This window comes from Pseudomonas cremoris (genome assembly GCF_014230465.1).
Map to the genome: position 1 here is coordinate 40,521 of NZ_JAAXCY010000007.1, position 14,917 is coordinate 55,437.

8 protein-coding genes and 4 pseudogenes are annotated in these 14,917 nt (G+C 61.9%); 4 read left to right on the forward strand and 8 right to left on the reverse strand.

Annotated elements, in window-relative coordinates:
• The first annotated feature begins 137 nt into the window (after positions 1-137).
• Entirely contained in the window at positions 138-620 is a 483-nt protein-coding gene (locus HF257_RS18235) for an AAA family ATPase (RefSeq protein WP_185705679.1), read from the forward strand.
• A 23-nt stretch (positions 621-643) separates the two neighbouring features.
• On the opposite strand, the gene HF257_RS33590 is transcribed toward HF257_RS18235, so the two are convergent.
• From HF257_RS33590 to HF257_RS18245, 3 genes and pseudogenes are all read right to left on the reverse strand, one after another.
• Complete coding sequence (locus HF257_RS33590) at positions 644-1,411, reverse strand: methyl-accepting chemotaxis protein (protein WP_371857077.1); 768 nt, start codon at positions 1,409-1,411, stop codon at positions 644-646.
• Positions 1,412-1,498: 87 nt separating this feature from the next.
• Positions 1,499-2,596, reverse strand: a pseudogene (locus tag HF257_RS33595) (cache domain-containing protein); the annotation flags it as partial.
• A 125-nt stretch (positions 2,597-2,721) separates the two neighbouring features.
• Positions 2,722-6,690 (reverse strand): molybdopterin-dependent oxidoreductase, encoded by a 3,969-nt coding sequence (locus HF257_RS18245; protein ID WP_185712105.1) that lies wholly within the window; start codon positions 6,688-6,690, stop codon positions 2,722-2,724.
• Between the two features lie 519 nt (positions 6,691-7,209).
• Here HF257_RS18245 and nirB point away from each other — a divergent pair.
• On the forward strand, positions 7,210-9,750 hold the full coding sequence (gene nirB, locus HF257_RS18250; protein ID WP_185705685.1) for a nitrite reductase large subunit NirB: 2,541 nt from the start codon (positions 7,210-7,212) through the stop codon (positions 9,748-9,750).
• Positions 9,750-10,085 (forward strand): annotated as a pseudogene (nirD, locus tag HF257_RS18255) (nitrite reductase small subunit NirD); the annotation flags it as partial. The gene nirB and the pseudogene nirD, both read left to right, overlap by 1 nt.
• Before the next feature lie 345 nt (positions 10,086-10,430).
• Here nirD and HF257_RS18260 read toward each other — a convergent pair.
• Together HF257_RS18260 and HF257_RS18265 are read right to left on the reverse strand one after the other, a co-directional pair.
• Complete coding sequence (locus HF257_RS18260) at positions 10,431-11,000, reverse strand: cysteine hydrolase family protein (RefSeq protein WP_185705689.1); 570 nt, start codon at positions 10,998-11,000, stop codon at positions 10,431-10,433.
• Between the two features lie 130 nt (positions 11,001-11,130).
• Positions 11,131-11,760: a TetR family transcriptional regulator gene (locus HF257_RS18265; protein ID WP_185705691.1), complete on the reverse strand. Its 630-nt coding sequence runs from the start codon at positions 11,758-11,760 to the stop codon at positions 11,131-11,133.
• Positions 11,761-11,871: 111 nt separating this feature from the next.
• Here HF257_RS18265 and HF257_RS18270 point away from each other — a divergent pair, with 111 nt between their 5' ends.
• Positions 11,872-12,528 carry an O-methyltransferase gene (locus tag HF257_RS18270; protein WP_185705693.1) on the forward strand — a complete coding sequence of 219 codons (657 nt, stop codon included), beginning with the start codon at positions 11,872-11,874 and terminating at the stop codon, positions 12,526-12,528.
• A 55-nt stretch (positions 12,529-12,583) separates the two neighbouring features.
• Here the strand turns inward: HF257_RS18270 and HF257_RS18275 are convergent, their stop codons facing one another.
• The 3 genes and pseudogenes from HF257_RS18275 to HF257_RS33785 all read right to left on the reverse strand — a co-directional run.
• Positions 12,584-13,204 carry a LysE family translocator gene (locus HF257_RS18275; protein ID WP_185705695.1) on the reverse strand — a complete coding sequence of 207 codons (621 nt, stop codon included), beginning with the start codon at positions 13,202-13,204 and terminating at the stop codon, positions 12,584-12,586.
• 83 nt (positions 13,205-13,287) lie between these two features.
• Positions 13,288-14,232 (reverse strand): annotated as a pseudogene (locus HF257_RS33780) (methyl-accepting chemotaxis protein); the annotation flags it as partial.
• A 348-nt stretch (positions 14,233-14,580) separates the two neighbouring features.
• A pseudogene (locus HF257_RS33785) lies at positions 14,581-14,853 on the reverse strand (PAS domain-containing protein); the annotation flags it as partial.
• Positions 14,854-14,917: the final 64 nt, after the last annotated feature.

Sequence of the window (14,917 nt, forward strand, 5' to 3'; positions counted from 1 at the left end):
CCTATCCAAAGGGCCGAACCGTGCGCTCTGGGGTGGGGCGCCCCACAGGCTGCTTGAGCATAGTCCAGGGATGGCAGAGTGTTGTGTTCTCGAACTTCTGCCTGCATTCTCCCAAGCCCGACACAAGGAACCGTCCCATGCCAACCCTGCATCTGCTGTGCGGCAAAATCGCCTCCGGCAAGTCCACCCTGGCCCAGACCCTCGCTGCACAGCATGGCGCTATTGTGTTCAGCGAAGACCACTGGCTCGCCACGCTCTATCCGGCTGAAATCCGCTCCATCGCCGATTACCTGCGCTGCGCCCAGCGTGTTCGTGGAGTACTGGGGCCATTGGTCATCAAGGTGCTGCAGTCGGGTGTCAACGTAGTACTGGACTTCCCCGCCAACACCCTTGCCAATCGCGAGTGGCTGTTGGGCTTGGCGCACGCAGCCCAGGTTCCCCACTGCCTGCATTACCTCGAGCTGGACGACGCCACCTGCCGTGCGCGGCTGCATGCGCGCAATGCCCAGGGCGAGCATGACTTTGCTGCGACCGATGCCGAGTTCGACCTGATCACCCGCCACTTCAGTGTGCCGGGTGAGGAGGAGGGATTGGTGATTGAGGTGCATCGTCCACAGTGAACGCCGTCAGTGCGCCACAGGTTTCAGGACTTGAACCGCCCCACCAACCCATTCAGTTCATCTGACAGGTTGGACAAGCGCCCCGAGTCGTCCTGGGCCGAATTGGCCAGGCTTTCCACCAGCCGTGCTTCGTCGTAGATCTGCTGGATGTGCCGGTTGATCTCCTCGGCGACGCTGTGTTGCTCCTCGGCGGCGGCGGAGATTTGCAGATTCTGGTCGCGGATCTCGTTTACCGAGGTCTGGATGCCTTCAAAGCTGTCCCGTGCGCTTTCGATGGACGACACACTGGCCCGTGACAGGTCCAGGCAACTGCCCATTTTTTGCGTGACTTCCTGGGTTTTGTTTTCCAGGGTGCCGAGCAGTTGTTCTATTTCGCCAGTGGAGTCGGAGGTGCGCTTGGCCAGCGCGCGCACTTCGTCGGCGACCACCGCAAAGCCGCGGCCTTGGTCGCCCGCGCGGGCGGCTTCAATGGCTGCGTTGAGTGCCAGCAGGTTGGTCTGCTCGGCAATCGCGCGGATAGTGCCGAGGATCTGGTTGATGCTGCGGCTACCGGCTTCCAGCTCGACCATGGCCTGGGACGATTCGGTCAAGCGACGCCCCAGGCGGTTGACGTTATCGGTGGTCACTTCGATCTGCTGCTTACCCTCGGCCACACGACGGTGGCCGTTCTCGGCTGACTCCGCCGCGCCGCTGCACGAGCGCGCTACCTCGTTGGCGGTGGCGACCATTTCATTGAACGCGGTAGACACCAGCTCCACTGCCTCACGCTGGCGCCCAGCGGCTTCGTTCATGTTGTGCGCCACTTCGCTGTTGACCTTCGACGCGTTTTGCAAGTTGGTCGAGGCCGCGCCGATGTGCTGGATCAGTTGGCGAATCGCTGCGAGAAACTTGTTGAACCAGCCCGCCAGCTCAGCGGTTTCGTCCTTGCCTTGCACCTGCAGTTCATGGCGCAAATCGCCTTCGCCCTGGGCGATGGACTGCAAGCCCGTGCTGACCTGGCCGATGGGTTTGACGATGACTTTGGAAAACGCCGCGGCGATCAGCCCGAAGATAAGTACCAGCACGCCGACGATGATCGCGGTGAGGTAGGTCATGCGTGTGGCTTCGGCCATGACTTCGCCGTGTTCGATCAAGCCGATATAGCGCCAGCCCAGGCCGGGCGAGGTCCAGATATTGGCCATGTATCGCACGCCGTCGATGACCACTTCGGTGGAGCCCTCTGGGGTCTGCGCCAAGTGTGCATACGGCGCCCCCAGCTCCTTGAGGGGCTTGAAGCTGTGGGCAGCGTCGCGCGGGTCCACCAACACCACGCCGTCTTCCACCAGCATCACGTAGCCGCTTTGCCCCAGCTTGATGCTCTTGACCAGTTCGGTGAGGTTTTTCAGCGACACGCTGACCACGAACACACCCTTGGCCTTGCCGGCGTTATCCAGCAGCGCCCGTGCGGTGCCCACCAGGGCCACGTCGTCCTTGTCGTAGTAGTAAGCCGGCGTGCGCACGGTCTTGCCGGGGCTGGCCATCGCGGCCTTGTACCACGGGCGGGTGCGCGGGTCGTATTTGGACAGCTGCGGGTCATCCGGCCATTTGGCGTAGGTGCCGTCTTCCATGCCGATAGACAGAATCGCCGCTGCCGGGTGTGTGGCGCCGAAGCGGGCGAAACGGTCGATCACGTCCTGCGCGGCCGCTGGCATCGACTGGCTGGCCGCGTCGGCAGGTTGGTAATTCTTGAGCGTGTTGACGGACGTGTATACAGGATCGGTGGCCATTTGATCGACGTTCTGCAACGTGCCATCGAAGAATTGGCGGATATTGCCGTCGATCTGGCGAATTTCTCGCGTGCTGCCGTCGATGAACTGGTCCACCGCCTGGGTCCGTGTGTTCATGACGGAGATCACTGCCACCAGGCTTACTGGAATAAAAGCGACAGAGACAAAAGCCAGTACAAGCTTATTTTTTATTTTCATCAAGACGACCATCAGCTAGAGGGCGGCCAGACCACCGAAGACTTGGCGATCTGCTATCACTGCTGTTTCGGCTCGACGCCGGCAAATCTTTAGGGTTTTTTGTACACAATACAAATAGGTGATTGTTCTGTATCCAATCAGTACACATCACGCAGATAACGCTTTTGCTCGCTCAAGCCCCGCCAATACTCCACGGCGCCTTCAACGCCAAGCCCGCCGTGGCTTTGCGCGATTTCACGGAGTGCCTGGTCGACGTCCTTGGCCATGCGGCTGGCATCGCCGCAGATATACAGCCGGGCGCCGTCCTGCAGCCAGCGCCACAGCTCGGCACCGTATTCGCGAAGGCGGTCTTGTACATAGATTTTCTGTGCCTGGTCGCGGGAAAACGCCAGGCTCAGGTGGGTCAGCAAGCCGTCGCGCTGCAGTCCTTGCAGCTCGTCCTGGTAGTAGAAGTCGCTGGCGGCGTGCTGCTCGCCAAAGAACAACCAGTTACGCCCCTGATGGCCCAAGGCACGGCGCTCTTGCAAGAACCCACGAAACGGCGCCACGCCGGTGCCGGGGCCGATCATGATCATTGGCACGTCACCGTCGGTGGGCGTACGGAAATGCTTGGAAGGCTGTACGAATAACGGCACGTCGCCGTCGTCCGCGCGGTCGGCCAGGTAGGTTGAGGAAACGCCCTTGCGCTTGCCATACCGCACGGCGGCCACTGTGAGATGCACCTGCTGCGGGTACGCCTTGGCGCTGGACGCGATGGAATACAGGCGCGGTTGCAGGCGCTTGAGGGTGCCGAGCAACTCATCTGCCGCACATTCAATGGGGTATTCCTGCAGCACGTCCGCCAACTGGCGGCCCCACAGCCAGTTCTTCAGGTCTGCCTTGCGCTCCGGTTCAAGCAATTGTTTAAGCGCGGGATTGCGGCTGCGCTCGGCGATGAACGCCAGGGTGTCGCTGCTGGGCCGGGCGATTTCGAAGTGTTGGGTCAATGCCTGTTGCAGCGGTACGTCGCCGAAGGTGTCGATGTTCACGTGGGTGTCGCCACCCAGGCGGGTGAGTTCAAGCAGTTCGCTGACCAGTTCCGGGCAGTTGCGCGGCATCACGCCAAGCGCGTCACCGGCTTCATAGCTCAGGCCGGAGTCGGTAAGGTCCAAGGCGAATTGGCGGGTTTCCTTGTGCAGGCTGTGCGGGTTCAGGTGCCGATTAAGCAGCAGGCGTGACCCGTGCAGTTTGGTTTTGCCGGCGGGCGTGGCCGGGGTGATGGCTTTTGTCGGGCTGAGGGTTTGTTGGAGTCGCGCCAGCCAGGCATCGGCAGCGGCTTCGAATTCGGTGTCGCAGTCGACGCGCTCTAGCAGTCGCGTAGCGCCCAATGCCTGGAGGCGCTGATCGAGTTGTTTGCCGTGATGGCAGAACTGATCGTAGTTCGGGTCGCCCAAGGCAAGCACCGCAAAACGCAAGGATTCCAAACGTGTTTCGCTGCTGTTCAGGCCGCGCCAGAACCCTTCGCCATTGTCCGGCGGATCACCATCGCCAAAGGTGCTGCTGATCAACGCGAGGGTGTGCGTGGTCGCCAGCTTGCTGAGCGGGAAGTCGGCCATGGCGCTCAGTTCCACCGCAATACCGGCATCGCCCAGGCGTTTGGCGAAGCGCTCGGCGAGGGCTTCTGCGTTACCGGTCTGCGAGGCCCATAACAGCGTGACTGCCGGGGAGTGCGCCGGTAAGTACTGCGCGCGGCTGAACAAGCCGCCGAGCAAGCCGTCCAGCCACAAGCGCGAGACCTTGGCCAGCGGTGCGCTGTCCGGCATCACTGGTACGCCTAGCGTAGCTGCGCTCGATTGCAGGCCGCTCAGGAAACCGGCGAGGTAGGTGCGTTCACTGTCGCTCAATTGCGGCGGTGGCACGTTGCGGATGCCGGCGATGTCGGCGAAGGCGTCGAGGCGCGACAAGGTGGAGTCCTCAGTATTAGGGGCAGGGCGGTCGAGAAACTGATGGTCGATCAACTCGACCCGCGCCAAGGCAACGGCGCAAAACTTGAATTCTGGCTGCAAGGAAATCGGGTCCACCGCATCGTTGGTCACTGCGTTGATGGCCAGGTGTTCGCCGAACACATCGTTCCAGTGAAAGGGTGCAAAACAGTTGCCTGGGCGCACCCGGTCGGTGACCACGGCGGGCAGCACGGCGCGGCCGCGTTGGGAGCGGACCTCTACCGAATCCTGGGTCTTGATGCCCAGGCTCGCGGCGTCTTCGGGGTGCAGTTCGATGAACGGGCCGGGGTTGAGTTTGTTCAGGGTGGCAACCTTGCCGGTCTTGGTCAGGGTGTGCCACTGGTGTTGCAGGCGACCGGTATTGAGGACGAAAGAGAAGGCGTCATCGGGCATTTCCGCCGGCGGCATATGTGGGCGAGCGAAGAAGCGGCCCTTGCCGGTGTCCGTCGCGAATCTGAGCGCGCCGTCATTGAGGTAACGGATCGGATTGCGGTCCGCGCCATCGTCGGATGCGCAGGGCCATTGCAGCGGTTGCTCGCGCAGGCGTGCATGGCTGGCGCCGCGAATGTCGTAGCCGGTCTTGGGGTTCCAGGCGCGCTTGATCTCATCGAATACGTCGGCGGCCGAGGCGTAGCTGAACGCGTCGGCAAAGCCCATTTCGCAGGCGACCCTGGCGATGATCTGCCAATCCGGCAGGGTTTCGCCCGGTGCGTCGACGGCCTTTTGCATCAGCGTCAGGTTACGCTCGGAGTTGATCATCACGCCTTCGGCTTCGGCCCACAGGGCGCCCGGCAACAGGATGTCGGCGTAGCGGTTGGTCTCGGTGTCGAGGAAGGCGTCCTGGGTGATCACCAGTTCGGCGGCTTGCAACGCTTCGATGACGGTACGGCGGTTGGGCACGCTGGCCACTGGGTTGGTGCAGATGATCCAGCACGCCTTGATCTGCCCGGCGGCCATCTGCTCAAACATCGCCACGGTGCCGCCGCCCACCTGGTGCGGCAGGCTGTTCTGGGGCAGTTGCCACAGGTCTTCGATAAATGCGCGGTCGGCGTCCACCAGCACTGAACGCTGGCCTGGCAGGCCCGGCCCCATGTAGCCCATCTCGCGACCGCCCATGGCGTTGGGTTGGCCGGTGAGGGAAAACGGCCCGCTGCCGGGGCGGCAGATGGCGCCGGTGGCCAGGTGCAGGTTGCACAGCGCGTTGGTGTTCCAGGTGCCGTGGGTGCTTTGGTTGAGGCCCATGGTCCAGCAGCTCATCCATTCGGCGGCTTGGCCGATCCACTCGGCGGCTTGGCGGATATCGGCTTCGGCGAGGCCAGTGAGTTCGGCGACGGTGTGCGGTGGGTAGTCGTCGAGGAAGCCGGGCATCGCCTCCCACCCTTCGGTGAAGGCGGCTATAAAGACGGGGTCGGTGTGGCCGTTTTGCACCAGCAGGTGCAGCAGGCCGTTGAGCAGGGCGAGGTCCGTGCCGGGCTTGATCGGCAGGAACAGGTTGGCCTTGTCTGCCGTGGCGCTGCGCCGGGGGTCGACCACGATCAGCTTCGCCCCGGCCTTGACCCGGTCCATTATGCGCAGGAACAGGATCGGGTGACAGTCGGCCATGTTCGCGCCGATCACGAAGAACAGGTCGGCGCGGTCGAAGTCTTCGTAAGAGCCTGGCGGCCCGTCCGCGCCCAGTGAAAGCTTGTAGCCGCTGCCGGCGCTCGCCATGCATAACCGTGAGTTGGATTCGATGTTGTGGGTGCGCACAAAACCCTTGGCCAATTTGTTGGCCAGGTATTGGGCTTCCAGCGACATCTGCCCCGATACGTAGAATGCCAATGCATCCGGCCCATGGTTGTCGAGGATCTGACGCAAGCGCGTCGCGGTCTCGCTGATGGCGTTGTCCATGGCGATGCGCACCGGGTCGTGGTCCCGGGCGTGGCGCAGATAGGCATGTTGCATGCGCCCGGAGTCGGCGATGGCCTGCCCGCAGGTCGTGCCCTTGGTGCACAAGCGGCCGAAGTTGGTGGGGTGGGCTTTGTCGCCGATCACCTTGACCACTGTGTTGTGCTCGACCTGCATGACGATGCCACAGCCCACACCACAATAAGGACACACACTGCGTACGCTGTTGCTTGCCATCCGACATCCTGTAGACAAAAAAAGGCGCCTTGCGACCTTCCGTTGAAAACGGGGATCGCACGGCGCCTTTGTCGTGAGAGGGCAGTCTGCGTTGACTGCTTGATGGGAGTGTTGCTCGCAAGTCACGTGCCACCTTGTGTTGTAGTGAGCGGGCTTGCCCCGCGCTGCGGTGTATCAGGCACATCACGCTAGCCTGACACACCGCAGCGCGGGGCAAGCCCACTCACTACACGTGCACATTTATGAGGCGAGGTGCACCAGGGAGAGGCGCCATGTGAGGTCGTTGGCAGGTTGGAGTATCACCTGAAGCTGCCGACACGGGTCTTAGGCCAATTGGCACGCCGCCTGCAAGCTCTCCAACCATCCCACCTCGGTCAACGACGATCGACAGGCCAACACCGGTCATGGGCATAAGCGGCAAGACCGCATAAGAACAGGCAAAGACGCCTGGAACCGCAAGGTTTCAGGCGTTTTTTTTTGCTTTTTTTAAACCGTGATGAGCTTTGTCAGGTGCTAACTATGAACACTCTCAAAACCCTGATCGTCGTCGGCAATGGCATGGTCGGCCACCACTGTGTGGCGCAATTGATCGAGCGCGGCGCGCTCGATCACTACCGGCTGCATGTGTTCAGCGAGGAGCCGATGCGTGCCTATGACCGTGTGCACCTGTCGGAGTACTTCACCGGTCGCGATGCGGAGTCGCTGGCGTTGTCCGAGGCGTCGTTGTACCAGACGCCGGGCGTGACCTTGCACCTGGGCGTGCCGGTGCTGGAAATCGACCGCGCCCGTGGCGAGGTGATCACCGCTGACGGGTGTGTGGCCTATGACAAGCTTGTGTTGGCCACCGGCTCTTATCCGTTCGTGCCGCCGATCGAAGGCGCCGAAGGCGATTCGCGGTTGGTGTATCGCACCCTGGAAGACTTGGACGCCATCCGCACCGCCGCTGCCAATGCACGCCGGGGTGTGGTGGTGGGCGGTGGCCTGCTCGGGCTGGAAGCCGCCAACGCGCTGAAAAGCCTGGGCCTGGAAGCGCATGTGGTGGAGTTCGCGCCGCGCTTGATGCCGGTGCAGTTGGATGATTTCGGCGGTTTGGCGCTCAAGGCACAAATCGAACGACTGGGCGTCGGCGTGCATTTGTCCCGCGCCACCCAGTCCATCAGCACGGGCGAGCAGTACCGCTACCGCATGAATTTTGCCAATGACGAATTCCTTGAAACCGACCTGATCGTGTTCTCCGCCGGTATTCGCGCCCAGGACGCATTGGCCCGTCAGGCGGCGCTGGAGATCGGTCCGCGCGGCGGTGTGGTGATCAACGATGAGTGCAAAAGCAGCGACCCGAATATCTACGCGATTGGCGAGTGCGCCTCTTGGAATGGCAGCCTGTTCGGCCTGGTCGCGCCAGGCTACCAAATGGCCCGAAGCGTTGCCGCGTTGTTGTGCGAGCAGGCCGCCGAGCCCTTTGTCGGCGCGGACATGTCGACCAAACTCAAGCTGCTCGGCGTGGACGTGGGCTCCATCGGCGATGCCCACGCGCACACCCCCGGCGCACGCAGCTATCAATTTATCGACGAGGCCAGTGCCAGTTACCGGCGCCTGGTGGTGAGTGCCTGCGGCAAGCATGTGATCGGTGCGGTGCTGGTCGGTGATAACAGCTACTACGACACCTTGCTGCAATACATGCAGAACAGCATCGCGCTGCCCCCGGAACCGGCCAGCTTGATTCTGCCGTCGTCTGGCGGTGCACCGACCCTCGGCCCCGGCGCCTTGCCGGACTCGGCTACCGTGTGTTCCTGCCACAACGTGACCAAGGGCGCGATCTGTTCGGCCATCGACGGCGGTTGCAGCGACCTCGGGCTGCTCAAGACTCAGACCAAGGCCTGCACCGGCTGTGGGGGCTGTGCCGGGTTGCTCAAGCAAGTGTTCGAGCATGAGCTGATTGCACGTGGCGTCAGCGTCGATAAAAGCCTGTGCGAACACTTCGCCTACACCCGCCAGGAGCTTTACGCCCTGGTGCGCGTGGAAGGGCTCACGACATTTGATGAGCTGCTGGCCAAGCATGGCCGTGGCCATATCGGTTGCGACGTGTGCAAACCCGCGGTGGGGTCGATTCTGGCATCGTGCTGGAACCAACCGATCATGGACGCGTCGCTGGTGCCGTTGCAGGACACCAACGACACGTTCATGGCCAATATGCAGAAGAACGGCACCTATTCGGTGGTGCCGCGCATTCCGGGGGGTGAGATCACCGCCGACAAACTGATCGTGATTGGCGAAGTCGCGAAGAAATACGACCTCTACACCAAGATCACCGGTGGCCAGCGCATCGACCTGTTTGGCGCACAGTTGCATGAGTTGCCGGACATCTGGGGTGAGCTGATCGCAGCGGGGTTCGAAACTGGCCACGCCTATGGCAAATCCACGCGCACGGTCAAATCCTGCGTGGGCAGCACCTGGTGCCGCTACGGGGTGCAAGACAGCGTCAAAATGGCCTTGCTGATCGAGGACCGCTACAAAGGCCTGCGTTCGCCGCACAAGCTCAAGTTCGCAGTGTCTGGCTGCACCCGTGAGTGCGCCGAAGCCCAGAGCAAAGACGTAGGCGTGATCGCCACGGAGAAGGGCTGGAACCTCTACATCGCTGGCAACGGCGGCATGCGCCCACGCCATGCCGAACTGTTCGCCACCGACCTGGACGACGCGACGTTGATCCAGTACATCGACCGCTTCCTGATGTTCTACATCCGCACCGCCGACAAGTTGCAGCGCACCTCGGTGTGGCGCGAGAGCCTGGAGGGCGGGTTGGACTTCCTCAAGGACGTGATCATCCACGACAGCCTGGGCCTGGGTGCCGAGCTGGAAGCGCAGATGCAGCTGGTGGTGGACCGCTACGAGTGTGAATGGGCCAACGCGCTCAAGGACCCGGAAAAACTCAAGCGTTTCCGCACCTTCGTCAACGATAAACGCGCCGATCCAGACATCCAGTTTGTCCAGGAGCGTGGCCAGCGCCGGCCCGTCATGGCCAACGAACTGCCCCTGATTCCAGCCGTTGAGGAGATTGCCTGATGAGCCAGACCACTTGGAAAACCGTGTGCTACGAGCAGGACCTTGTCACCAACTCCGGCGTGGTGGTGTGGCTGGACGGCGCGCAGGTGGCGCTGTTTTACCTGCCCGCTGCCGGGCATCAGACCCTCTACGCCATCGACAATCACGACCCGGAATCCGGCGCCAATGTGATCGGTCGCGGGTTGATTGGCAGTATCAAAGGCGACCTGGTGGTGGCCGCGCCGATCTACAAGCAGCATTACCGGCTGCACGACGGGCAATGCGTGGAGACGCCGCATCAGCGCTTGCGCGTATGGCCGGTGCGGCTCACGGCTGGGGTAGTGGAGGTGGCGGTAACGCGTGCGGACGAGTCCGACATCGAGGCCTGGGCCAAGGGAAGCAACGTGCATGGGGCGATTTCCACAGTCGAAATGGTTGGCACTGATTAGCGCCGATCCAATGTGGGAGCGGGCTTGCTCGCGAAGAGGGTGTGTCATTCAGCAAATGCATCGGCTGAAAATCCGCTTTCGCGAGCAAGCCCGCTCCCACAGGGTTGACCGAGTTCGGCTTACTATGCCGCCTGTATTTAGCAACTGCCGCATGCCCCAGCATGGGCCCTCATGGGCGATATTAACGACTTAGATACCGAAGCCCGCGCCGTCTGCCTGCGTAGAAAAAATCTCTGTGTTGTTAAACGAGCATCAACCCGCCGTGAACTGAGCCAGGATTTCTTCGGTCTCCACCACCTTGGCATAGTCCATCGCCAGGTTGCTCAGCGACAGCGCATGCACGTCTTCTGCCGGCCAGAGGCGTCCCGACAGATCGGGTTGATCAAAGGTGTAGCAGGCATCGGCGACCACGCTCACGTCAAAGCCCAGGTTACCTGCGGAGCGTGCGGTGGACTCGACGGAGTTGTTGGTGATCACCCCGACAATCACCAACTGCCTGATCGCACGCGTATGCAGCCACCGCTCCAGCCCGGTGGCGGCGAAGGCATCCGGAACGTTCTTCTCTACTACATGCTCATGGGGCAGTGGGGACAGGGCGGGCTGGAATTCGCATCCGGGTTGTCCGGGCCAGAATACCGAGCCGTGCGTGCGGGAGATGTGTCGGATATGGACGATGGGCCGACCGGCATGGCGCCAAGCGTTCAGCAGGTGCTGCATCTGCACCTCGGCGCCCAGGTTATTGCGTCGTCCCAGCGTTGGCTGATTCATGCCTTGCTGCATGTCGATGATCAGCAAAGCGGGGTTTACGACTGACGGTTCCATGGCACATCCCTAGGCTGGAAAGGCCTGGAACATATCAGGTTTATCTGGAGCGCCAACAGCGGGATAAACCCGCTCACTACAAAGTATTGCAAGCAATAGGGCACCGTCGACTTCCTGGACGGCCAGGCACTTATCCGTTCAAAGCATTTACGTAAGCATGAAACATATCGGCCATCCCATTGGCGTACGCCACAATCTCGGCGGGCGTCCTGGGGCTTGAGGAAAAATCCTTGCCCGCCGAACTCAGCGTGCCGAGGATCAAATCACACGCCAGTGCGCGTGCGTCCGGCAGCACGTCGGGCAGTAACTCCAGCATGAACACTTCAAAGGCCTGCTGCCCGGTTGCACGTACTTCCTGGGCTTGCGGTGCGTCCCGATACAGCGGCGCGGCGTCGTTTAGTGCGCCGCGCATTTGCGCTTCTTCGCACTCTGATTGAATGAAGGCTTGCACCAAAGTGCGCAGCCGATCCAGGGGCGCAGAGTCGGTTCTTTCCAGGATGGCGCATAGCATTTGCGTGGTTTGTTGCCATTCGTCACTTTGCAGGCGGAACAGTATTGCGGCTTTGTTGGGAAAGTACTGGTACACCGACCCCACGCTCACACCGGCCTTTTCCGCGACCCGTGCCGTGGTGAAACGCGTAGCGCCTTCCTTGGCCAAAACCTGAATAGCCGCTTGCAGGATCGCCGCCACCAGCTCTGTGGAGCGGGCTTGTTGTGGGTGCTTTCGCGAGGTAATACGCGGGGGCTGGCGCGCTGTCATGAGTGGCTCCGGGGGTGGGGCGAATGCGAATAGCGAAGGCTGTGAATCACTCGCATACTTTTAATGCGACGAATTAGTCGCATCTTAGCCCTAACCTGACGGAAAACCATTATGTCCAGCCTGACTACCGCGCCTTTGGCGCCCCTGATCGAACGTCTTTACGCCCAAGCCAGCGCCGCCACCAGTCCGGTACTGGCCTCGGTCTCCAGCGAAGAGCGAGACCGCCTGATGCACAGCAAAACCGAATACCTCGCGCTCTATTCGATGCTCAAGGACCTATGGCTGCCGGTCTCGCGGGAGACCGGTGCCTTGCTTTACATGTTGGCGCGCAGCACCCAGGCACGGACGATTGTGGAGTTCGGTACCTCCTTCGGCCTGTCCACCTTGCACCTGGCCGCCGCGCTGCGGGACAACGGCGGTGGGGTGTTGATCGGCAGCGAATTCGAAGCCTCGAAGGTCGAGCTGGCGCGCGAGCATTTTATCGAGGGCGGGGTGAGCGACCTGATCAATATTCGCGAAGGCGATGCACTGGTCAGCCTGGCCAGCGACCTGCCAGACCGCGTGGACTTGCTGCTGCTCGATGGTGCGAAGGCGCTGTATGGCGATGTGTTGAACCTGGTGGAAAGACACCTGCGCCCCGGTGCGTTGGTGGTGGCCGACAACACCGATTACTGCCCTGAATACTTGGTCTATGTGCGCGCGCCCGAGAACGGCTATCTGTCGGTACCCTTTAGCGACGACATCGAGCTTTCCATGCGCCTGGGCTAGTCGGGGTTCCATTTCATGCAGGCCTTTTGGGCATGCCGGTGGAGCCCCTGTCGATTTATCGCTTGCTGAACGCCAACCGAGCCGCAAACAACACAAAGATCATCCCGGTGGTGCGGTCCATCCACTGGATGACCTTTTCGCGGCGCAAGAACCCGGACAGCGGTTGCGTGGCGCCAATCAGCACCAATGACCACAACAGCCCAAGCACCACATGGATGCTCACCAGGCCAAACGTCCACACGATCAACGAGCTGCCCTGGGGAATGAACTGCGGCAGGAAGGACACGTAGAAAATCCCCACCTTGGGGTTGAGCACATTGCCCAGCATGCCTTTGATAAACCAGTTGCCGGCGCGCTTGCCGTCGGTTTCGGCGGGTGCCAGTGAGCGACGCGGGCGCAGCAGCATGTTCAAGCCGAGCCAGGCCAGGTACGCCGCGCCGCAATACTTGAGCAGGTTGAAGGCTACCTCCGACACGGCAATCAACGCACCCAGGCCGAAGGCAACGGCAGCGCCCCAGATCAGGCAGCCTGCGTTGATGCCGAGGGTAGCCTGCAAGGCCTGGCGCTTGCCTTCTACCGTGGCAGTCCTGAGGACCAAGGCGGTATCGAGCCCCGGTGTCAGCGTCAGCAGGGTGGCGGCGAAGGTAAAGGCGATGAGGTTATCGGCGATGGACATGGGCGCGGGTATCCAAGGGAAGGCGAGGGTGGACGTTAGCGCAAGCCGAGGCGCCCTGTAAAAGGGCGCGTGATGAGTGTGGATCAGCGATTGAAACGTTCAACCAACGCATATTGGGTGGACGCGGTGTTGGTCAGCTCTTTGCTCAAGTCGGTGGATTGATGGGCCTGGATCGAGGTCTGGTCGGCCAGTTCGGCGATGGTGGTGATGTTGCGGCTGATCTCCTCGGCCACCGCGCTTTGTTCTTCGGTGGCGGCGGCAATCTGGGTGGTCATGTCGGTGATATGGGACACCGCTTCACTGATGCCCACCAGTGCCTGGTCCGCTTCCAGCACCCACGCCACGCCTTCCTGGGCTTGGCGTTGACCGTGCTCCATGCATTGCACGGCATTGTTGGATGAGGTTTGCAGTTGAAGGATCAGCGCATGGATCTGCGTGGTGGATTGGGCGGTGCGCTGTGCCAGTTGGCGCACCTCGTCAGCCACCACGGCAAAGCCACGTCCTTGTTCGCCGGCGCGGGCGGCTTCGATGGCCGCATTGAGGGCCAGCAGGTTGGTCTGGTCGGCGATGCCCTTGATCACGTCAACCACGCTGCCGATTTCGTCGCTGTCCCGTGCCAGTTGCGCCACGGTGGCACCGGTTTCGCCGACAACCGTCGACAGGCGCTCAATGGCTTCTCGGGTGTCCCGCGCTACCTCACGCCCGCGACCGGTAAGCGCGTTGGCCTGCTGCGTCGCGTCGGCGGTGCGTTGTACGTGGCTGGCGACTTCCTGGGTGGTGGCGGCCATCTGGTTGACCGCAGCCGAGACCTGTTCGGTTTCGACGCGCTGGCGGTCGAGGCCCCTGGCGCTGGCCGTGGCCAACAGATCGGACTGCCCGGCCAGGGCGCTGAGTTGTTCGGCGCTGTCCTGCAGGCGGGTGAGGCAGGTCTTCAGGCGTGCGGCCTGGCTGAGGAACGCGGTTTCCAAGCGTGCCTGGGGGCCACTTGCGTCACTGTACATCTGGGCGATCAAGGCGTCCGATGTCGAGGGTTCTACTCCGTCGAGCAGGCGCAAGGTGCGACTGTGGCGCGCGCGTGAGCAAAGCACACCCACGGGGATCGCAACGGCCACGGCCACCGCGAGGGCTATGGGAGCACTCAGGTAGAGTCCGGCGAGGGCGCCCGCGATACCGGTTGCCGCATACGGTACGCAACTCAATACGGCCGGCAGCCAGGCGTCCTGGCGCGGCACACCGGGCTTGCCTTGGCTGATACGTTGATACAGGGCCTGGGCGCGGCGGATCTCATCGGCGCTGGGCTTGACCCTCACCGATTCGAAGCCGACCACCGTGCTGCCGTCGAATATCGGCGTGACGTAGGCGTTGACCCAATAGTGGTCGCCATTTTTCGAGCGGTTCTTGACGATGCCCATCCAGGGCTGGCCTTGCTTGAGCGCATTCCACATATGAGCAAAAACGGCGGGGGGCACATCCGGGTGCCGGACGATATTCTGCGGTGCACCGATCAGGTCGGCGCGGTCAAAGCCGCTGATATCGACAAAGGCATCGTTGCAATACGTGATCACCCCCCGAACATCGGTGGCAGAGATGAGTTTTTGCTGCGGCGCGAGTGAAATCTCGCGCTGGGTTACTGGCTGGTTGTTGCGCATTCGAGTACTCCATGATTGCACTCAGCCAATCGGCGCCAACTGCGAAAAGATTAATGCACTTTTG

Excerpts from the sequence above, each read along its gene's own strand:
- HF257_RS18235 (WP_185705679.1), top strand. The coding sequence starts at position 138 with ATGCCAACCCTGCATCTGCTGTGCGGCAAAATCGCCTCCGGCAAGTCC.
- HF257_RS33590 (WP_371857077.1), bottom strand. The coding sequence starts at position 1,411 with ATGAACGAAGCCGCTGGGCGCCAGCGTGAGGCAGTGGAGCTGGTGTCT.
- HF257_RS18245 (WP_185712105.1), bottom strand. The coding sequence starts at position 6,690 with ATGGCAAGCAACAGCGTACGCAGTGTGTGTCCTTATTGTGGTGTGGGC.
- nirB (WP_185705685.1), top strand. The coding sequence starts at position 7,210 with ATGAACACTCTCAAAACCCTGATCGTCGTCGGCAATGGCATGGTCGGC.
- HF257_RS18260 (WP_185705689.1), bottom strand. The coding sequence starts at position 11,000 with ATGGAACCGTCAGTCGTAAACCCCGCTTTGCTGATCATCGACATGCAG.
- HF257_RS18265 (WP_185705691.1), bottom strand. The coding sequence starts at position 11,760 with ATGACAGCGCGCCAGCCCCCGCGTATTACCTCGCGAAAGCACCCACAA.
- HF257_RS18270 (WP_185705693.1), top strand. The coding sequence starts at position 11,872 with ATGTCCAGCCTGACTACCGCGCCTTTGGCGCCCCTGATCGAACGTCTT.
- HF257_RS18275 (WP_185705695.1), bottom strand. The coding sequence starts at position 13,204 with ATGTCCATCGCCGATAACCTCATCGCCTTTACCTTCGCCGCCACCCTG.